Origin of the sequence: Brevibacillus brevis (assembly GCF_900637055.1) — a bacterium.
In the GTDB taxonomy this organism is placed as follows: domain Bacteria; phylum Bacillota; class Bacilli; order Brevibacillales; family Brevibacillaceae; genus Brevibacillus; species Brevibacillus brevis.
Genome location: NZ_LR134338.1, coordinates 319356 through 338998, shown reverse-complemented (window position 1 = coordinate 338998; position 19643 = coordinate 319356). Strand labels below are relative to the sequence as shown.

Here is a 19643-nt window from a genome sequence, read left to right as displayed (position 1 = left end):
AGTTCATACGGTTCCATATCCGTTGTATGCCTACATCATAGCTTAATTTTTCCAAACTGGCTATCGGTATATTGTCAAGGAATATATTTCACAGCTTGGCCCCAAATGTTCTCTGATTGTCCTCGCGCACGAACGCAGCGTGGCACCAGTTGTATAGATGTCATCGATGAGCAAGACTGTAGAGGCAGACGGTATACTCTGCTCACCCCACGCAAAAGCTTCACGCATGCTTTCTTGTCGGGACACACGCCCCCTCTGTTTGCTTAGCTTCGGGGTGTCCTTCGTTCGACGCAGCAAAGATCTCACGGGAATCTTGATCGCTGCTCCTAAATGGCGAGCCAGCAAGTCAACCTGATTGAAGCCGCGTTCCCGCAATCGTTGTGGATGTAGGGGGACCGTCGTGATACAGGTAAACCCCATAGACCTGTAATAACGCTGAACCGTAACGGCGAGAAGCGTACCGTAGTATGAAGCTAACCTTTCATCACCGCGATATTTGAACAATCCGAGCAAATCCTTCTCTCCCTTTTCATAGCGAAGCAAACTCCGATTTGCCACCAAAATCTGACCATCTTCTCCATGAACACAATCCCTGCATAACCCTTCACTGCCGATACTAGCCTGCCACTTCCTATCACGCCCGCACCGCTGGCAAATATCATGCCCAATCAACGGCAAAGCATCAAGGCAGACTCCACACACCACAATCCCTTTTAACATCCGGTAGATGACCGGATAGCTCATCTGATCCGATAGCTGTCGCGCTTTTTCTCGAGCGACCGTTTCCTTTTGAAGAGCAATGATACGTCCACCACAACGGACACACATCCCACTGCTCATGAAAGGCCTCTTTGTTCCGCGAGCCTTTGAGCCAAGTTGTTCATCTGTGAAATCTGTCTGACAGCCCGCTTTGGAGAAGTAGCGCGTTCTGCTTGCAAGAATAGAACCCTACCCGTCGTATCATCGAGTGACCGCCCCACTCTCCCTGCTATTTGCACCAAAGATGCCTCGTCAAAAACGGGTGCCTCCGCACCTACCACTACTACATCACTCTTCGGTATAGTCACACCCCGCTCCAGAATCGTAGTCGTCACCATGACGGTATAACGTTTTCCTCGAAACGCGAGTACCTTTTCCTCCCGCATAGGGTCTGCCGCATGGACACCGGCCATCTCCCCTGCATGAGCAGGAAGCCACTTTTGAAGAAACGATAGCACTCTGTCAATTTCATCAACTCGCGGGACAAAAACAAAAACTTGTCGGTCTTCATTCAGAGAAGTACTTACCGCTTCTATTAACGATGCCACGATTTGTTTTTTCTGAACGCGCTTATGTAAGCGCTGTACCGTGAGAATCTTGGGGACTGGCAGCGCAGCACCATGATAGCGCCCGGGCAACAGAACATGCGTATCAGAGAAGAGCGGTATCGCGCCAGACGAGCCTAGGGTTGAGCGCCCTTTCCTAACGAGCCTTTTTTGTAAATATCCCGGAGGTGTCGCGCTTAAATAGAGGAGCTTCCCATTCGTTTTCACCGCTCTGGATAGAGCTCGATACAAAATAGGATCATTATGGTAAGGGAACGCGTCGGCCTCGTCGAGAACCACCAGCAAAAAACGCCGATGGTAGCGCATGACCTGATGCGTGGTCGCAATCGTGATGTCACTCTCTTCCCACTTCTCCGCGCTCGAACCGTGGACGGCGATCACTTTAGCCCCTGGAAAGACTCGCTGAATCCGCGGAGCCAGCTCCAGCACGACGTCTTTTCGAGGTGTCGCAATCAAAACGCGACCGCCAGCAGCAAGTGCCTCTGTAACAGAAGGGAATAACAACTCTGTTTTGCCCGCTCCACAAATAGCCAATCATGAATACTAAAATTAGCATAAATATGCCTCGGTCATATAAACCGAGGCATTTACCGTATATTTTACGTTCTTTCATTGTTGGTATCGATCCGTTAAGGTTTCCGCATATTAATAGGAAGATTTACAACTTAGGTTCAGGCTTTTTAAGGATATAAATATGGTCAAAATATGGTCATAACGAGAGTCCTAGAGATTGTGTTCTAGGGCTTTCTTTTTTACTCTACCTTAATCCAACCTTGCCCATTGCTTCGTGTTTCCTAACGCATGAATGACTGACGACTCGCAAAATTTTTCCTAATTCGTGGTTGGTACTTTCTTCTTATGTACTTATTTTGTATACCGTTACCAAAGAATCGACTTTCCCCTGTAGAAATGACAGCAGCAACAGAAACTTTCAAACCGAGATCAATTCCTCATGATATTTTTTACTATTAGATTACCCGGTTCACCAGACATTATTTGATTAAGCTGAGTTGTTCCATTACACATCTTTTTCTATTTGGTACTTATCTTCAATCATCGTTATTATTTCTTTATGGTACCAACTCAACAAATTAGCAGTTACTGTAAGTGATCCACTTAATGCAGCATGAAGTAAAGCAGTATCATCTTCAACTCCACTTTTCTTCGCTCTCGCTAATATGTCAGGCAATTGGTTAACCGTCGTTTCTAACAAACTACTTAATTTTAATTGTAGCTTTTTATCGAAATCCATTTTATCAAAATCCATTACTTCCTCCCTTAATAAAATGAAGATTTCTCCCTATATAAATTAATGTCTTTATCCGCTTTTCTAGCTTTTTTAAAGTGTTTTGTAATACTCAATTACTAATTGAAAAGTGGTTGGGTACGGCTTACCTGATTGTTTTATAGCCATCATGTCTGCTAGCATTTCTCTAGATCTGTTATTAAGTAATATCACAAAATTTCTTCGTTTATTCTGATTTAACATATGCATTGTCTTATCTGGCAAAGTAATGTTGGTAATTTGGGCTTCTTTTAGTTGAATATTACTGTTTGCCAATATAACTTTTCCAGATTCATCAATAATTATCATATCTACCATTGTAGAATAAGGTAATGGAGCTAAAGTAAGCATGCTTGGCTGTGTATTTGATAATAATCTTCCCTCATTTAAAACCAGTTTTATTTTGTTATTAGTATGATCGTACCATTTAGGAACAGGGAAATAACTAATTTCTTTTTTATTCAACAAAGTACTATTAATATTCATCTGGCTATTAACCATACTTTGTGGTATTTCTTCATCATTTTTCAAAACTAAATATCTTAACAATCCTAAATTAGCCCCATTGTAAAAATCAGGGTTTTCATGCTTTAAAGGAAAAATCGTTAACTCTTCTTCTCCTTGAGGACTCCACTTAATTTCAACAGGCAAAACTATTGTGGAATTTTCAGGATAGGTGATGTTTAATGAAGAGTACCACTCAACATCGTTTTCTAAACGTACTAAAGCACTGTTATTCCCTTGCAAAGCAATAAATGTAACCTTATTTGATTTATCAGTGGTATCAATTACGTATTTACCTTTTATTATTGTTGAATTGTCATCATTTATATAATATCTAAAAGATTCGTCATCAGACAAAGAGTATTCTTTTTCCAATTCGCTAACCAACTCAAATGAGTGCGAAGAAGTATATTCGGATGTAGAAAATTCAGATGCGCGAGACAACAAAAAGTGCTGATCTTTATGTACAGTAGCTTCTTCTGGTAGTACAATTCTAGATTTTACATCGCTATTGTACTCCTGATTAATTGCGGATTTCTCAAGAATAATTACACTTGCCATTAATGCTGTGAATAAAAGAAAACCAAAAAACAATAATTTAGCCCTATTCTGGTTGATCATAACTTAAAATCACTCCATACTTGTCATTCTAACGTTTAGGGTGAAATGGTACACCCTAAACGTTAGAAATTCATTACCTGTCTTATCTCACCATCAGTACATCTGAAGTTCTTCTCTCGTATAACGACATTTCATACGCCGCTGTATGGAGTGAAATTCCCCTATACGTCCCCGGATCAGCATTATGTTTGCCAGCAATGGACTTAGCTGTACCGTATCCAACTGCCATATCTTCATCACCCTGATCTATTAATTCGCCTTCTTCCTCCTTGAAAATGTCTTTCCACAGAGATGCTGTTGCTGAGGTTACGACCGTCAACTTTTCACCATAAGTTGAAGCAGTAGTATACACATAGCGACCACCTTCAGTTTTTATAGTTGTATTTCCTTTTGCAATATCAGTAAATCTTAAACCTGTTGCTGACGCTTTATTAGACACCTTGTTAGATTGGGAGAAATCATCTGTGCTAGAAGGTAAATTTGTGGAATAAGTGATCGTAGGAGAATAGCTCTCAAGTAATGCTTGATTTTTCTCGATTGCGTTCTGAATTGCTTCAGTTGCTGAATTTTGTTCACTAGATGCGTATGCAAATTGGTTTGCGCTAAGCCCGATTAATAGAGTAGCACCTAGTAAGAGTTTTGGCATTTTAGTTCCCATTATTTCACTACCTTTTCCATTTATAGTATTTTCAAAACAAGTAGAATATATCACTATTTAGAAAATTTTTCAAATAGATACAGTCCTTTTTGTTTCAAAATGCAGCGGAACTACGTTGTAGTCTTGCAGTACATTTTCAATGGTACGACAATCCCTCGATAACTCTTTGATCATTACATCCCTCTTGTCTTGAATAAAGGAGTGTTTATGTATGAAGCTGCAAGAGAAGTAACTCGGGGAGAGCATCTATTTTAAGGGTGGAATTATATCACAGTATGCAGGATTTTAGTTGCTTACAAATATCGGAAAGGAAACTATTACCATTTGCCCACTCGTGTGTTATCATAAAAAAAAATAAAAACGATAAATTTTTTTAGGGGGCTCCTATGTTCACAGAAATCGGAGAATTACTCCATGCCTACCGACAACGGAAAAATATATCGTGGAGTGAGCTTGCAGAGCGTACAGATATTAGCAAGGCAGCACTTTCCAAGATCGAGTCAGGGGAAACAAAGCGACCAGGGTTTTCCCAATGGAAAAAGATTGCAAGTACTCTCGAAATTCCGTATGTCGATGTAATCACCTCGTATCTAGGCACCACGGAAAGACCTGCGACACTTCAAATACTCCTGAAAGAGGCGATTGAGCTTAATTACCCGCCAGTGGTTCAACAGGTGGCTTTAAAGCTACTGGAAACGCCGAAAATGGACACTTTTCTAGCGCTGGATCACCTTTTACAGGCGACAAACGACGCGAAGGATCGAGCCGTTATACTGGCCTTGCACGAGGTGATTATTGATTACGCGAGGAAGCACGGCGTCCCTTTATATCTCGGAAAGAGCCTCTATGATCGCTACATGCTCGAAAGGGACGACTTTTCGCGGTTTGAGGAAACCTACCGCAGAGGAAAGGAATTGCTGCACTACACCGATCTGCTACTGCCGATTGACCGCATTACCTTTTACTATCGTATAGGGACACACGCGTATATCTTAGGCTACTACGGGGAGAGTATCGAATTTTGCGGGAAAGGGATTCGCGAAGACGGTACGGACAATAAGCCCAAAGCCTCGGCCTTCATTTCAATTGTCAATTCATACTTGAGTCTGGGCGATCTGATCCTAGCCGAGCTGTATCTAAAAGAGTATGAAAAGAGCGAATACGCAGACTATCGAAAGAATCATCTGCGAGCGCTTCTGCACGCGAAACAGGGACAGCACGAGGATGCAATGAGACTCTACGAACAGTGTCTCGCAGAAGCAGGGAAGGACAGCCGCGTGACCATTGTCAGCGATCTTTTAGAAGTCTACTTAGAGAGTGGAAATGATGCCCTAATAAAAGAGCTGATCGACTCTGAAAATCAGTTTTTACCTTCGGACATCCTCGCTCACCCGTACCGGATCAAACAGGCTGCGCGATACTACAAGCGCAAAGGGGTATGTCAGCTCGCAATTGGACACGTTGAGGACGGGTTCGAGAGCCTTCTGCAAAGTATCAGCTACTACCGACAGCTAGGGGCGTCCGACAAAGTTATAGAGGGCGTGGGACTCTTCCTAAAACATCATCGGCTGCAACAAAGGGCTTTTTCTTTCGAAAACATGGAAATAATTGAGAGGTTCTGCCATAATGAGGGCATAAAGGAATAGGAGGTGCTGCTCGTGAAAAAGAAGCTACTCATACTCGCGTTTGCTTTCCTCGTCACAGCAATTCCGTCAATGTCACTAAGTCAACCGGAACACCTAGTCATATGGTATGGGGCCGAACCGGACTGGTAGTTGTCGCAAAACACTGCTTGAATCCATTTAATAGGGGAGGTACAGACTGTGAAAAAATGGTTGTCTGGACTTGCAGCTTTTGTCCTTCTATTCACCTTTGTTAGCGTCCCGCAAAACGCTGAACCAGATTGGAAAAGAGCCATCATTACCACCGCAGACCCCGACTGGTAGAAGCTAAGTTTTAGGGGGAGTGTAATAGTATGAAAAAAATGGCCACGTTTGCCCTCGCGAGTATCGGTGCGCTGCTGCTTATTGGAAATAGCGCGTCGGCTGCGATCACTCGCGCTGAGTCGTATGTCGCCATCAGCAAGTCGAGCGACGAAGAGGCGAAAAAGGAAGCCATAGCCTTCGATAATCTACTCACTCAAAGAGCTAACAAGATCGCTGCCGACATTGGCATAGACTTGTCTGGATACGCGCGAATTGAAAAAGTTGACGTTTGGAACATGGACAAAGACCTATTTAAACAGGTCAAAGAACTGACTAGTAATCTTTCAGTGGGCGATAAAATGCCTCAAATCCATCTGCACGAGTCCGGCAATAGTCTGTATGTACTGAGACAGTACGCGGATGGAACGAACACGGCTGTAGAGTTCGTACTGGAAAACGGCAAGTGGGAAAAGCAGTAGTATAGGTATTAGTAAAGAAACCCGTCCCCTCAAAACAGGGACGGGTTTTTACTAGCTAGCTAAAATAAATCGACGAATACTGGTGAGCGTAGCATGCCGCTCTTTGTCCAGTTCCACATTTTGACGCGTGCTTTTATTTGCGGCTGCACGTAAACGAAATCGCGATCCTCACCAGTGACAATGGACTTTGCAACACCGTAAAACGCCTGCTTGTGAGTAGGTGGCACGCCAAGTTTAATCACGCCTGCTGGTCGACCATTATAGTGTGCAAGCCAGCAGAAGTCTCCCTTACGCCAGCCAGCAATATGGACGTCTGCATAGCAGTAGTTGATGATCTTAATGAAATCGTCTGTCCGTTTATCCGAATGGTATCGTCCATCCTTACGCTTTGCGACTATACCCTCCATGTTTCGAGCAACAATTGCATCCCATAAGTCCTCGCCTTGACCGTCAATGTATGCGATTTTGCTCATGGTTGGGGTATCCAGTATCGCTCGGTCCAGGACGGCTTTGCGCTCCATTAGAGTCAGTCCTCTAAGGTCAGCTCCATCATAATGTAGGATATCGAACACGACGTAAGATATCAGCAACCGCGATTTCTTCGACTGGAATCTCTTCATTGTCTGCTCGAAGTCAGGGATTCCTGTGTCTGGGTCCATGACCGCTAATTCGCCGTCCAGGATGATATCAGGTCCATCTGTTATGAGTTCGGGGTACTTCGATGTTACATCGTTATTGTGACGCGTAAATAGGCGTGTAACTCCGTTACTTCGCGTCAGAATCAATCTATGACCATCAATCTTTGGTTCGAAGACGTATCGTCCGTCCGAAAATGGTTTTTTCGCTGGCTCAGTCCATTGTGCGAACCTTAATGCGAGATCGTTGGCTTACGACTACTACATTGACACGTAGAAAGGGGACTTTTCATGCCTCGAACATTAGATAGTTACATCTCACGTGCGGAGAAAGTTACTCCCCTGTCTCCGCAAATTTCTTTATACGGGCTCCGATTTCATCACGCACTCTTTGAAACTCCGGCCATTCTTTCCCTGCCGGATCGTCAAATCCCCAATGGACGCGTTTTACATGTGGGGGTGTGGTTGGGCAAATGGAATCTGCATGGCTGCATAATGTTACGACGAGATCCGCATTGTTCAATATATCAGGATCAATGACATCAGATGTTTGACTGGAAATGTCTATGCCAACTTCTTTCATCGCTTGAATGGCATTTGGATTGACACCATGTGCTTCAATCCCAGCGGAAAAGACATTCCAAGTCTCGCCTAAGTTCTTCTTTCCCCATGCTTCTGCCATTTGACTACGGCAGGAATTTCCTGTGCATAAAAAGTAGATGGTTTTTTTGTTGATCATGATGCTCTCCTTTTTTGCTTCATTTACATGATGAGTCGGCATAATATTTGCGCTTGAACCATAACGCTACATTTACCAATGCAATCATAACCGGTACTTCAACAAGAGGACCGATGACGGCTGCAAAGGCGGCACCTGAGTGAATTCCAAACACACCGACTGCCACTGCGATCGCTAGTTCAAAATTATTACTGCCTGCCGTAAAAGCGAGGGTCGTAGTAACGGGATAATTTGCACCTATCTTCTTCCCCATGTAGAAAGAAATAAAGAACATGAGGATGAAGTAGATGAGAAGTGGAATCGCGATTCGCACGACATCTAGTGGTACACTTACGATGTTTTGTCCTTGTGTTGAGAACATAACAATAATGGTAAAGAGTAAGGCAATCAGTGTCATAGGACTTATTTTCGGAATGAATACTTTCTCATACCACTGCCGGCCTTTTACTTTTACGAGAGAATAGCGCGTAAGCACCCCTGCAAGAAAAGGAATCCCCAGGTAAATAAACACCGATGTTGCAACTTCCGCCATTGTGATGCTAATGACAGCCCCCTGCATGCCAATCCATTCCGGAATGAGGGTGACAAAAACATAAGCGTATAGCGAAAAGAAGAGCATCTGAAACACAGAATTGAATGCCACAAGGCCAGCAGCGTATTCTGTATCTCCTTTTGCTAGGTCATTCCACACAATGACCATGGCAATACAGCGTGCCAGGCCAATCATAATCAAACCAACCATATACTCTGGCTTATCTGGCAGGAAAACGATGGCCAACAAAAACATCAAAACCGGGCCAATCACCCAGTTTTGAATAAGGGATAACAAAAGAACCTTTCGGTCTTTAAATACACGCCCCATCTCTTCATAACGAACCTTTGCTAAAGGGGGATACATCATCACGATTAAGCCGATCGCGAGAGGTATGGATGTTGTACCAATCTGTAGGCTATTTAAGCCACTTGTAAAAGCTGGAACGTAAGTTCCTACAGTAATCCCAATAACCATGGCAAGGAAGATCCAGAGAGTCAGGAAGCGATCTAAAAATGATAGTTGTTTCATGGTCCTATTCGTCCTAACAGCAAGAGCTGCTTACTTCAGTAGTGGATTCTGTGCAGCAGGATGTGGATTGAATTTTATGAACTTCACTATCGGCCTTTGTGTAAAAGAACTCCCATTCGTTACCGTCGGGATCAGTAACCCAAAATTTGTCCTGAACGGCATAGCAACAAGTCGTATCCATCTCGTCACGTGCGAAAAAGTCTTCCTTTTCTAGCCTTTCCTTGTGAGCTTCGATATCTTCTGTACTTTCAACCTGGAATCCGAAGTGATTCACTTGATTTCCGCTAACGGTGTCCCGAACATTTAATGTAAAGTTAAGCCCTGGGTTCTCCAATAAGAACTTCGCATAATCTGTCTTTACCTTTACCGGCTCTATTCCAAACACTTTTTGATAGAAATCAATCGATTTCTCTAAATTCGTGACGTTAATCCCAACGTGAACATACTTCATTTTCGTGTTCCTCCCTAAATTTTAATAAAGTTAATCAAAAAAAATTGATATAAGGTTTAAAAAAAATTAGCAGCAGCTTCCTTTACCTGTTTTCCTGAAAATACAACAAAGCTCTTCCGATAACAGGTGGTTGACTTCCACATCATTTAGATCGTAGTAACTCCATGTGCCTTTTGTCTCTTTCGTGATTAGGTTGGCCTCTAATAAGATCTTGAGATGATACGATAACTTAGATTGCGGCATATCAAATACTTCCGTTAGATCACAGACACAGGTTTTACCTCTCTGGCAGAGCTCATACATGATTTCTAATCGTTTTTGATCAGCAAGAGCTTTGAATTTTTTCTCATATTGTTCTAGCTGCGGCTTCAAGTCGTTCATCGAAGATAACCTCATTTATCAATTTTTTTTGATGAACTTATTATATGTCCAATTTCCAAGATGATGCAATAGGTAAATCAATTTTTTTTGATTAACAAGAGAAAAAGGGACTCATTTTCTGTGTTTTTAAAAGCACCTGTCATTGCTTAAAAACACAGAAAACGAGTCAAAAACCAAGAATATTCGAGTGGATTGTTGCTCAAAATCCTTTCGGATTTTTGGCTAAGCACTACACTACATTGGGTATATAAAATCCATATAGCATCACCACTATAATTGTATCAATACAACAAGAGACATGCGCTGGTAATTACTTCGTCCGCTGCTTGGCGTCGTACAGATAATTGTTTAGCCGTACCTGGCATTCAGCTTTTAAATGCGAAACATTATAGAGGCATTCTTCTTGTCGACCACGGACAGTCACAACTACAGAGTATAAAAAACCATCAGTTGTCCTTTGGATATGAATTTTGCCACCCATCCTCCCAAACTGGCTCCGATATTCGTGGTGTTTCCGCTCTGCCCACATTGATACTGTATCGAACATTGGGTGGTATGACATTTTGAGCTGATCTTGATTAAGACTTTCTGCATCAAAGGCGATAGCCTTAAAAAGCATGCCATACAATATCGTTTCGTGTAGTATCTCTCGCCATTGGTCAGGCTGAATCATTGTCTAATACACCCGCTCTACCTGTAGCATATTTTCAATGGGCACCCACCACACACCGTCAACCCGAACAAGCTTTATCTTGTTCTTATCCCGGTCGATGTCCTTGACTACGCCCCATTCCCTACGGATATAGTCCTCATGCCAACTAACATTGATTGCATAGTCTTTGCGCACAGAATCATAAACGATGACGTTCATTTCTGCCAAGGCGTCTGAATCAACCGGTGGTAACGGGGTCATGACTTCCTCATAGTGATGTTCATACAGTAACGTCATTTGCAGTCTCCTCCACTAGTCCAGCCTCAATTAAGTCCCGAAGAATGTCAGGAGCGCAACCTGGGCTAACGCCTGTATGGATTTTGCTAATTGTTTTGAGGTGCTTGGAAGTTAAAACCGGAACATCTTGGAGTTGACCTTCAATCACTGCTTGGATTGTCTCCATGTTAATCACCCACCACCGAACGTTTGTTCCTATTTTGTGACGGGCGATGAAAAAAGAAAAGCCCCACTTTTTAGTGGAGCAATGCCGTGCTAGTCTCACCTGGTCCGAATTGTAATGTTTTTTCCCAGCCATCTGGCGGCCCGTGTAATTGCCAACCAGAACCACCGTCGAAGTTCAATCCCCAATTAGGGCCTGTTGTTTTCATCCCCCAACTAGGACCATTATCCAGCTTTACTACTTCCCGTTCAAGACCTGTAGTTGCCATGATGCCGTAACCTGGGCCGTCATCAAACCGCATTGATTCCCATCCACCACCGTCATGCAATCTCATTTCGGACCAATTTGGTGCTGTGCCTCTCAGGATATGATATGCCATCTTCTCACTCTCCTTTTCTTCTACTAATCATACAATTTTCCCAGAAAATGTAAAACGGGTCCATTGGGGGGAACTTACAAATGAAAAAGACCCTTGTCGCAAAGGGTCTAACTAGACCTAACTACTCTTTTACGCTTTCGTCAGTGTCAGTTGCTGCTTTATTTTTCTGCTTTTCAAGATACTGTTGATGTTTTTCCTCAGTAACATCCCAGCAAAAAGCCTTCTTACCTACTTGGTGGGCAAACAATTTTTGCCCGTTTCTCAATGTAATAAATGGTCTGCAAATTTGCATCTCACAACACCCCTGTTTGGTTTTTGGTTAAAAACCTTGCAAGAGGGGCATCCTGATGGTACATTTAACTTAACATTCGCCAAAATGTTGTTAAACGTAGCGACTTCCATCATAGATTAAGTCGTTACTCGACAGTGGGCCCTCTGCAAGGGCTTATTTTTTTTGTCATTGCAAGCCTCACCCTTTCCTTTTGTTTTCAATTTCAAAATTGAAGTGATCCGTTTTTTTAGGGGATACTCCCCCTAGAAAAGACTCCGGTATACATACTGTCTTCCGCCGCCCTCAGAAAGCTGAACTTCCTCTCTACTTACCAATCTCATGTTATAAAGATCTGATAATTGAGTACTGGCAAGGTTTAGTTTCTTGTCCATAGATTCTGAGATTTCACGAGCATTTGTTTCCTTGGCTTCGTATACAAATCCAAGGACGTCCTTCAGGGCTTTTCCCAAGTAACCTAATATCGCAAATGACGAGTTTTCTTTAGCTATGACTGCTACCTTTGCATCCTCTAATGAAATATGGATATTGTAGGCATGGTCATACTCATCTTCAGGACTTAGGTTGTCAAGAAAAAGATACTTGTCGTGATCTTTTGAGTTCTCCTTAAGCCATTTAATTACCTTGGCTATTAGCTCGTCTGTACCTGAACCATTAATGGATTCAATAGGAGAGAGATCATAGTAAAATACACTGCCTTTTGGAGCTTCTTCAATACTAGCCATAATTCTGCTTTTTGTCGCCTGTAATGAAGGTCTGTTTAACCAGTTGTTTTTCTCAACCTCACCCAAAAGCTCGATTGGTTTCATTGAAAATCACCTTCCTAACGATTTCAAAAGTAGTTTTGAAACCTAAATTAAATCTACCAATAGTTTTAGAATATGTCAAATGATATTTTATATACGCAATTCGATATGAAAAAAAGTTCCCCAAAAATATTTACCAGAGTACATTAACTCTAAATTTTCAGGATAAATTTGGTAGGTACTGTCATGCGTCCTTAGATAAAATGCCGCATTGTACGAATTATTGAATGTTGTTCTTTTTACGTCCATTAACCCCCTGCCACGATCACCGTCAATATAACGAGATGCCCTGGTCATTACGGCCTGCCTAATTACCTCGTGCTTTCTTTGGTTTGGCAAATATTCATGTAATGATCGATAAATCCCTATGCCATTATCTCCAATTGTTATCTCAACTGTCCCTCTTGTCGGATAATATTGAATGCTTGCATATGCATTCCATTCGCCATGTTCCACTGCATTGCTAGCTAGCTCAGTAACAATCCTGATGATGTCAGAAATTCTGATCCCTTCGTAAGAACCGTTCCCAAGAATATTCCTTATTGCGATACAAATTTTATCAACTTCATCTGCACTATTTAATTTTTGAATCTCAAGTAATTTGTTAGTGGTATCTTTCCGATTGCGATTGTAGTAATAATGCATATCAATCTTTTTTTCGAAAGAATTCCTCACCTCACTCGGACAATACTTAAAAAAATCCATGCGTTCCATATAACTAATTACGTTAAGTTCTTTGGGAATTGTAACGTCCAAATAAAAGAAGCGTTCTAATGTATCCAATGCCGATAGTAATCCAATGCACCCTAGCGAAGAAATCATAGTTAGTTCACTAAGATCAATTGTCACTGTTTCTGCACTTTCTGTTATGTCATAAACTTCACTGGATAAATCCAACAAGTAGTGCACATTATCTATGTTTTTTAGTCTACCACTATAAGCCAATACGTTCACACGATCACCATCTGGGCTTCTAATTTTCCCATTATGGTAACATTTTTTAACAATTACAAAAACCCCCCCAATTTTTTAGGGGGGCTTCTGAAATTCATTCTTTTATGACGTGCTTACGCAAATACTTATACATTCGTTTAACCAATCCAGTCCACGCGTTTTTTCCACCGATCAAGGCAAAGCCCGCTCTAATCCGTGCTGGCAAACGGTCATAACGATCAATGACGGCCTGTTCTTTCTGCTCAAGGTATTTATAGATGCCAGGGAAGTGACTCTCCACCTCTGCAATATAGCCCATAATCCTTGGGAACAGATCGGCTGACATTAACAACACCACCAGCATAAGTAGAGTGATCAAAGCACCCCACTCCTGCCAGAAAAACATTGCTTGTTCGCTCATGTTGCGACACATCCTTTCGATAGCTTCACGGTATATGATGCTTGATCCCATTCCACTTGTAAGCCAAGCGCAGTAGCAAGCTCACGAGCAGGAGCATAGGCTGAACCGGATACAATCGTCTCGTCTAAGTCCTTGCCGTTTACACGCACATCTTGGGTCGCCGCGATCCACTCCACTTTTCCGCCAGCAACATTTGCTACCGCTCTGACAGGTAGCATGGACACACCATCCTTTAGGAAACCAGTCACCGATAACAACGAACCATTCAGGCTAATAGCAACCGGTACTTGCTGTGGTTTGTCCCGCTTTTCCACAGGCTTCTGTAAATACTGTGAATAATCCGACCGAAACTTCCCCATCGGGAATGCAGGGCAGTTTTTCCACGCATATCCGGGGTACTCCTGGTGACCAAGCACCTGTTTCATTGTTGGTATTTGCACCTGTAGGTGTTGGATTAGACGATTTGCCGCCTCAAGCTGCGCAGGTGTCGGTTTCTGTGTTCGGAAATCCCCCACAAGGCAAATGCCTAGTGCATGACGGTTGCTATTGCCCACGTGGTAGGAAATTGTTTCTGGATCGTTACACCAGTAAATAACGCCGTCCTTTTGAATCACAAAATGATAGGCAATGCCCGGCCATCCGTTAGTGCCCACATGATATCTCGCAAATGCTTCCGGTGATCCGCTTTTTGTAGCTGAATGATGCATGGCTGCCGATCGGATGTCAGTCAGCTTACGCCGTCCATACCTTAGTGTTTTGTGGCGTGGTAAAGAGGCACGTACGTCCATCACGCGCGCGCCTGATATTGTCATATTCATAATTATTTGTACTCCTTTCTCGCAGCTCGTTCTGCTTTCGTTTTAATCTCTGATCCCACCAATTTTTCAACCGACCTTGGCATAGGCCAGCCTGCGCGATGTGCATTGGCTGTCAGGCTTGTCCAAGTGTGGTAGATAAGACCGAATGTGACGCCATAGAACAAAAACCCAGGGGTGCCCATAACACGATCTAAGAGATTGGCTAAGGCTGGTAGAGCAAAGAGGAACATTGTGCGTGGGATTCTAGACAACCCATAATCAGATGAGTAGGATTGGTCTTTTTTGGCTGCGGAAATACCTGTGATCCAATCCAAGACAATCATGAAAAAGAGCACAATCAGGATGTCTTGGCGGTTCGTTCCGTATAGATAGTAAAAAACGGGCGACATGATTGCACCCGCTGTTGTCGCCCAAGCGTTTGCTGGGGTTGCTACGTTTTCTAGGCTTTGAAGAAATTTCATCAACTCATCTTCTCCTAACCCCCACGGGGCAAAAATTAAAGGAGCCGCAGCAGCAGCTCCCCATCAAAAACACTATTTGGTTCCTTACATCCCACAACTGTCCAGCCATTCACTGAACGTCACGGTATCAATGTCAGCTCTCCGAGAATAGGCGTAATCAACAACCTGTTTGAAGAAATCCACATTGTATTCAAGATTGTCCGCGGCTGTTCCGCTCACGATCTTATGAAACAAGAACAGGCAAACACCGCCAAGGTAAGCAGCCTCATCGATAAATCCATTCAGCTTGTCTGGCACGGCCGTATAATCAGCACGCTGAATCTTTACAAGGCGCTTATCTGGAGGTGGTTGAGTAACAGTGTCATCCATGACGATGCGTCCTGCTCTCCTCGATTGCATAGCTAGTAACACCCTGTTGTCATAGGAGCCGAATGGATATGCGACGATGTTTGAGGCTCGCGAAAATCCATTTGCATTGAGCCATGCTTCTCCCAATGAAATCTCTTGCTCGATGAGCATAGGGTTGCCCAAGGTCGCCAAATCAAGATGGTTTTCCGTATGGTTTGCCAAGTCCCAGCCATAACTATAAATTTCCTTAAGCTGCGCCATCGTGACATAGTGAGGGGTTCCCACACGGGTAGGAATGACTGCGATCACGCCAGGCATAGAATACTTACGCATATACTTGAACGCTTCCGTATATTGCGAGTCCCAGCCATCATCGAACATGAAGATGACCTTCCCGCGTTGCGATTCATCACGAATGATCGGATCAAAAGTAACGGATGCCGTTTTGCCCTCATACGCCAGCACGCGGATTTGCATAGACACAATTTCGCGAGTAAGACTCCCCACTCCCCTAACTACGAGCTTATTAACGTCGATAATGTGTTCGTTCCAACCTGCGGACAACCGCCAGAAACGGATTGAATAGGTAAGGTAATCCGTGAATGTTGAGTCATGGGAAAAGTAAAACTGTATGTCATACATATCCGTATGGTTATCGAGATAAAAACGGATTTTTAATGTTTTTGCACCTCTTAGATTGAATAGGCAACCACGGCGGGCGGCGACATCAGTACCTGCCGACATCATACGAAGTTTGCCATCCGGGAATGTTACCGTGCCAGTGCCATATGCTTTATACCATGCTGAACTGTCTGAGCACGGCTCAACAATCTGTCCCTTTTTAAAGGAGCGTTGCAACTTTGCTAGGCTTTCAATATTCTTCCTATTCCTGCTGATTGACCATGCCATGATCACCACCGCCCTTTTGAGCATTTTTCAACTTCTCATTCTCTTCTCGAAGGGCTTCCAGTTCTTTTTGCAGAGCCTCTTCCTGCTGTCGCTCTTCCTCTCCTGCTGGCGTATAAACCCACTCCCCTAACGATCCATCAGGATTACGCTTTCGGTATCTCATGCTTTAATCGCCCCCGATAAACTCGTTGCAGCCGCTGTTGAGTTTGCGTCATTACTGGACAACGTCAATTTCAAATGGAGTTGGGCGTTGCCAGTCGCATACGTTCCAATGAACTCTGTTTCCACGATCCCTGTGATAACAGGGGCAGACGTCTTGGTCATGGCCTTATAGGATTCGGCAGCGCCAGCCGCCACGATAGAAAGAGCTCCGTCCACATTCAAATCTCCTGTTTCATGCTGGAGCCAAGCTAGGACTTCTTTGGCTGTGGTTGATTGAGGAGATAGCTTGTAGCGAGCATGGGAAGTTTTGAGTCGTGTTTTCGTCACCGATCGGGTCAGGGAAAACGTGAGGACTGTCGTTGCTCCCAATGAATCTGCTGCTGTTATGACAAGACTGTTCGATCCATTAACCATCTGCTTTGGTGTGACGGTTATCGTCCACGCGCCACCGCTGATCGATATGGGTACATCTGCACCGCCGTTTAGACGATACTTCATGGATACTGCTTGTCCGTCTGGATCGGAAACCGTGCCGTTTATCGTAATGGGGGAATCATCCGACAAGTTATCATTGTTCGCCACAAATGTGTGTGTAAGAGTTGGCGGGCGATTCAGCATAACGGTAAACGTACGTTCTGCAATGATCGAGGTTCCGCCCTTATTGTCCTCTGACCACACTTCTAGTAAATGGGTTGCTCCCTCATCCAGTAGCCCAGAAACGGCTGTCGTACCATCCTTCAATGCTCCCCCTGTCAATGTCAATGTCTTGTTAAAGGCTAACGGATTTACCCCATCGACTGAGCCTTGGGCAATCCGATAATTCGTCCCTTTGTTTACACGTACATAGACAGAAACGATATCACCAGGATCGGTGTCCAATGTGGTGCCCGTGACCATATAAGTGTTGCCTACAGACAATTTCATTCCGTTTGCTGGAGCAGAGAGTGTCAGCGTCTGACCAAAGTTGTCTTCATAAGTAACAGTTACGGTATATGCATAGTAGTAGGTAAAGTAAGTTTGAGAAGGACCATAGACTGTACCGGAATAGCTTTGTGAGTAATTGTAAACCCGTGTGTCCGGCTTTGAAACCTGTCCAGAATAGTTCCCTGTTGCAGAAGCTGTATACAAATACCTGCCGTCCCCATAGTAATAGCGTTGGCAAGATCCAACAGACGTCCCAGTCCGTTGCAAAACCCCTGAATACCCTTCACCGTCTGAATAAGATACAGAAGCTGGTAGATTCGCTAATGCACCGCTTTGCGCCTGAGAACAATCTACCGCACGTTCATGAGAAGCTGATCGAGTATCAGATGCTGTTTTTTGACCAGGAGGACTACCACTCACGACATAAGAGGTCGAACTTCCTGACTTGGACAATGTTCCGCTATATGTACCATCGTTATAACTGATGGTGGACGAAAAACTGTCTGTACTGCTGGTACGAGTATCTGACACCGTTTTGGATGCGGTACTACTTGAGGTGGTATACCGGGTATACGAGCCGTCGCTGACATTGATCGTCACTTCGTTGCCATTGACGGAGTGTGTAACCTTACCGGTGTTGACCGTAACAGAAACAACACGTTTCAAATTGGGAATGGTTATCTTTTGTGACCGGCTTTGTGATGTAGATTCGGGGAAGTTAACAACGGTTGATTTGCTCGCCATCCAACCGCCTCCTTTCTTACGTTACGGCTATTTTCACACTATACGTATCAATTGACCCTCGTCGCATTCGTTTGGCTGCCGTATCGATCTCAACTGTTGACCGTGCCAGTATGGCGTTTTCGGTATAGGTAGATGTAGGAGCTGTATTTAGCGTAATTACCCGTGTCGACGTGTTGATTGCGGTGATAATTCGTTCTTCTTGATTGGCAACAGACGCTAGGGTAACTTCTTGTCCAACCGTGAAGCCTACAACAGACGCGACAGTAACATTGGTTCCTGATACGGACTGGATCGATGTTTTCGTTTTGTCTAAGGCAATGACCGCATCTTGGATGCCGTCAAACGTATCGACAAAAATCCCATTATTTCCGGCAGTCCTATCTCCCGTCGTGATCTTGGCGTGCAGGTGAAGAATACGATTTTCCATCCTGATGACAATGTCATCGAGTCCCTTGATACCTTCTTCCATGTGATTCATGCGCCTTGCGGTGAAACGGGTGCCATCTTGGATCGTTTCACCTGTTTCTGTATTCACAAGCCTGTCTACCCAAAATTGTCGTTCGTAAGGCATCTCACACACTCCTCACTTCAAAAGGAATCTCGAACAGTAGCAAAGCACCTGTTTCGTGCGAGGAGATACTTGCATCAGAGGAAATCATTGCGGCTCCGCTTGCATCGACCAGTTTCGCCTCTGTAATAGTACCTGCTGCGTCAGTTGCGTCCAAATAAACGTACAGCTCCACAACCGTCTTATTCGCACTTGTCATGTGTTTGGTCTGTGTGATTGGATGAATGACAGACTTCCCATCAACGGTAATGATGGCATTGTTGAGTTTTGCGCTCACCGTATTGCGAATGAATTCGAGGAAAGCTGGCTCCACTTTAATTGCCATTTGATCACCCCTTCCCGTATGCCCGAAACGGAGAAGTTGTTTTTATGGTCACTTGGGTAAAAGGCTCAAATGAATCTTCAAACACTTCGCCTTCTTTGACCGTAAACGTGTAGTTGTTAATCGTAAATGTCAGATCATTCGTTCCGTCATTCTTAATGACAAAGCCATACATAGGCTCGTTGAAAATATGATCTGTGTCAGCGGAGCCGCTAATAGGCTCTTTCGCAGATAAGCCGCGAAGTTGCACAAACATAGCTCCTTTGTTACCCTGAATCTCCTGAAATTCATCCCTTGTGGCATTAAAGTATTGCGGGATTGGTAGCAGTCCACCATCTCGTAATATGTGTTTGGTGCCGATAGGCATGAGACTCCCTCCTT

General features: G+C 43.8%; 27 protein-coding genes and 1 pseudogene. 3 read left to right on the top strand and 25 right to left on the bottom strand.

Annotation, left to right across the window (positions count from 1 at the left end; all coding sequences use genetic code 11):
- Nucleotides 1–60: 60 nt before the first annotated feature.
- The 5 genes from EL268_RS02040 to EL268_RS02020 form a co-directional block, all read right to left on the bottom strand.
- A complete protein-coding gene (locus tag EL268_RS02040) occupies nt 61–840 on the bottom strand; it encodes a ComF family protein (protein WP_106656023.1) in 780 nt (259 codons plus the stop codon).
- Nucleotides 837–1859, bottom strand: coding sequence for a helicase-related protein (locus EL268_RS02035; protein WP_244937566.1), 1023 nt, complete (start codon nt 1857–1859; stop codon nt 837–839). Before EL268_RS02035 ends, EL268_RS02040 begins: the two co-directional genes overlap by 4 nt.
- A gap of 484 nt (nt 1860–2343) precedes the next feature.
- A complete protein-coding gene (locus EL268_RS02030) occupies nt 2344–2592 on the bottom strand; it encodes a hypothetical protein (RefSeq protein WP_106656024.1) in 249 nt (82 codons plus the stop codon).
- A gap of 72 nt (nt 2593–2664) precedes the next feature.
- On the bottom strand, nt 2665–3735 hold the full coding sequence (locus EL268_RS02025) for a hypothetical protein (protein ID WP_106656025.1): 1071 nt from the start codon (nt 3733–3735) through the stop codon (nt 2665–2667).
- 82 nt (nt 3736–3817) lie between these two features.
- Nucleotides 3818–4393 (bottom strand): hypothetical protein, encoded by a 576-nt coding sequence (locus tag EL268_RS02020; RefSeq protein ID WP_106656026.1) that lies wholly within the window; start codon nt 4391–4393, stop codon nt 3818–3820.
- 386 nt (nt 4394–4779) lie between these two features.
- Here EL268_RS02020 and EL268_RS02015 point away from each other — a divergent pair, with 386 nt between their 5' ends.
- The 3 genes from EL268_RS02015 (at nt 4780) to EL268_RS02010 (ending at nt 6797) form a co-directional block, all read left to right on the top strand.
- A complete protein-coding gene (locus EL268_RS02015; RefSeq protein ID WP_106656027.1) occupies nt 4780–6039 on the top strand; it encodes a helix-turn-helix domain-containing protein in 1260 nt (419 codons plus the stop codon).
- Between the two features lie 177 nt (nt 6040–6216).
- The gene (locus EL268_RS33625; protein ID WP_269149391.1) at nt 6217–6339 is read left to right on the top strand and encodes a hypothetical protein; all 123 of its coding nucleotides are present in this window, start codon (nt 6217–6219) and stop codon (nt 6337–6339) included.
- A gap of 29 nt (nt 6340–6368) precedes the next feature.
- Complete coding sequence (locus EL268_RS02010; protein WP_106656028.1) at nt 6369–6797, top strand: hypothetical protein; 429 nt, start codon at nt 6369–6371, stop codon at nt 6795–6797.
- A 59-nt stretch (nt 6798–6856) separates the two neighbouring features.
- On the opposite strand, the pseudogene EL268_RS02005 reads toward EL268_RS02010, so the two are convergent.
- The 20 genes and pseudogenes from EL268_RS02005 to EL268_RS01910 all read right to left on the bottom strand — a co-directional run.
- A pseudogene (locus tag EL268_RS02005) lies at nt 6857–7648 on the bottom strand (ATP-dependent DNA ligase); the annotation flags it as partial.
- A 118-nt stretch (nt 7649–7766) separates the two neighbouring features.
- Nucleotides 7767–8171 (bottom strand): arsenate reductase (thioredoxin), encoded by a 405-nt coding sequence (arsC, locus tag EL268_RS02000; RefSeq protein WP_106656030.1) that lies wholly within the window; start codon nt 8169–8171, stop codon nt 7767–7769.
- A 19-nt stretch (nt 8172–8190) separates the two neighbouring features.
- Nucleotides 8191–9234, bottom strand: a complete 1044-nt coding sequence (gene arsB / locus EL268_RS01995) for an ACR3 family arsenite efflux transporter (RefSeq protein ID WP_106656031.1) — start codon at nt 9232–9234, stop codon at nt 8191–8193.
- A 13-nt stretch (nt 9235–9247) separates the two neighbouring features.
- The gene (locus EL268_RS01990; protein ID WP_106656032.1) at nt 9248–9685 is read right to left on the bottom strand and encodes an ArsI/CadI family heavy metal resistance metalloenzyme; all 438 of its coding nucleotides are present in this window, start codon (nt 9683–9685) and stop codon (nt 9248–9250) included.
- Nucleotides 9686–9751: 66 nt separating this feature from the next.
- Nucleotides 9752–10066 carry an arsenical resistance operon transcriptional regulator ArsR gene (gene arsR / locus EL268_RS01985; RefSeq protein ID WP_106656033.1) on the bottom strand — a complete coding sequence of 105 codons (315 nt, stop codon included), beginning with the start codon at nt 10064–10066 and terminating at the stop codon, nt 9752–9754.
- A 310-nt stretch (nt 10067–10376) separates the two neighbouring features.
- Nucleotides 10377–10739 carry a YhjD family protein gene (locus EL268_RS01980; protein ID WP_106656034.1) on the bottom strand — a complete coding sequence of 121 codons (363 nt, stop codon included), beginning with the start codon at nt 10737–10739 and terminating at the stop codon, nt 10377–10379.
- A gap of 3 nt (nt 10740–10742) precedes the next feature.
- Nucleotides 10743–11015 (bottom strand): YolD-like family protein, encoded by a 273-nt coding sequence (locus EL268_RS01975; protein WP_106656035.1) that lies wholly within the window; start codon nt 11013–11015, stop codon nt 10743–10745.
- 236 nt (nt 11016–11251) lie between these two features.
- Entirely contained in the window at nt 11252–11557 is a 306-nt protein-coding gene (locus EL268_RS01965; protein ID WP_106656037.1) for a hypothetical protein, read from the bottom strand.
- Nucleotides 11558–11678: 121 nt separating this feature from the next.
- A complete protein-coding gene (locus EL268_RS32615) occupies nt 11679–11849 on the bottom strand; it encodes a hypothetical protein (protein WP_164724420.1) in 171 nt (56 codons plus the stop codon).
- Between the two features lie 242 nt (nt 11850–12091).
- Nucleotides 12092–12655 carry a hypothetical protein gene (locus EL268_RS01960; RefSeq protein ID WP_106656038.1) on the bottom strand — a complete coding sequence of 188 codons (564 nt, stop codon included), beginning with the start codon at nt 12653–12655 and terminating at the stop codon, nt 12092–12094.
- Nucleotides 12656–12742: 87 nt separating this feature from the next.
- Complete coding sequence (locus tag EL268_RS01955) at nt 12743–13606, bottom strand: ATP-binding protein (RefSeq protein WP_106656039.1); 864 nt, start codon at nt 13604–13606, stop codon at nt 12743–12745.
- A gap of 94 nt (nt 13607–13700) precedes the next feature.
- Nucleotides 13701–14006 carry a hypothetical protein gene (locus tag EL268_RS01950; RefSeq protein ID WP_106656040.1) on the bottom strand — a complete coding sequence of 102 codons (306 nt, stop codon included), beginning with the start codon at nt 14004–14006 and terminating at the stop codon, nt 13701–13703.
- On the bottom strand, nt 14003–14824 hold the full coding sequence (locus EL268_RS01945) for an N-acetylmuramoyl-L-alanine amidase (RefSeq protein WP_106656041.1): 822 nt from the start codon (nt 14822–14824) through the stop codon (nt 14003–14005). Before EL268_RS01945 ends, EL268_RS01950 begins: the two co-directional genes overlap by 4 nt.
- Nucleotides 14825–14826: 2 nt before the next feature.
- Nucleotides 14827–15285 (bottom strand): phage holin family protein, encoded by a 459-nt coding sequence (locus EL268_RS01940; protein WP_106656042.1) that lies wholly within the window; start codon nt 15283–15285, stop codon nt 14827–14829.
- An 84-nt stretch (nt 15286–15369) separates the two neighbouring features.
- Nucleotides 15370–16542, bottom strand: a complete 1173-nt coding sequence (locus tag EL268_RS01935) for a polysaccharide deacetylase family protein (RefSeq protein ID WP_106656043.1) — start codon at nt 16540–16542, stop codon at nt 15370–15372.
- The gene (locus EL268_RS01930) at nt 16517–16705 is read right to left on the bottom strand and encodes a hypothetical protein (protein WP_106656044.1); all 189 of its coding nucleotides are present in this window, start codon (nt 16703–16705) and stop codon (nt 16517–16519) included. Before EL268_RS01930 ends, EL268_RS01935 begins: the two co-directional genes overlap by 26 nt.
- A complete protein-coding gene (locus EL268_RS01925) occupies nt 16702–18372 on the bottom strand; it encodes an Ig-like domain-containing protein (protein WP_106656045.1) in 1671 nt (556 codons plus the stop codon). The genes EL268_RS01930 and EL268_RS01925 overlap by 4 nt, the downstream gene beginning before the upstream one ends.
- Nucleotides 18373–18388: 16 nt before the next feature.
- Nucleotides 18389–18943, bottom strand: coding sequence for a hypothetical protein (locus tag EL268_RS01920; protein WP_106656046.1), 555 nt, complete (start codon nt 18941–18943; stop codon nt 18389–18391).
- 1 nt (nt 18944) lies between these two features.
- Nucleotides 18945–19265, bottom strand: coding sequence for a hypothetical protein (locus EL268_RS01915; RefSeq protein WP_106656047.1), 321 nt, complete (start codon nt 19263–19265; stop codon nt 18945–18947).
- A gap of 4 nt (nt 19266–19269) precedes the next feature.
- Complete coding sequence (locus tag EL268_RS01910) at nt 19270–19629, bottom strand: hypothetical protein (protein WP_106656048.1); 360 nt, start codon at nt 19627–19629, stop codon at nt 19270–19272.
- Nucleotides 19630–19643 lie beyond the last annotated feature (14 nt).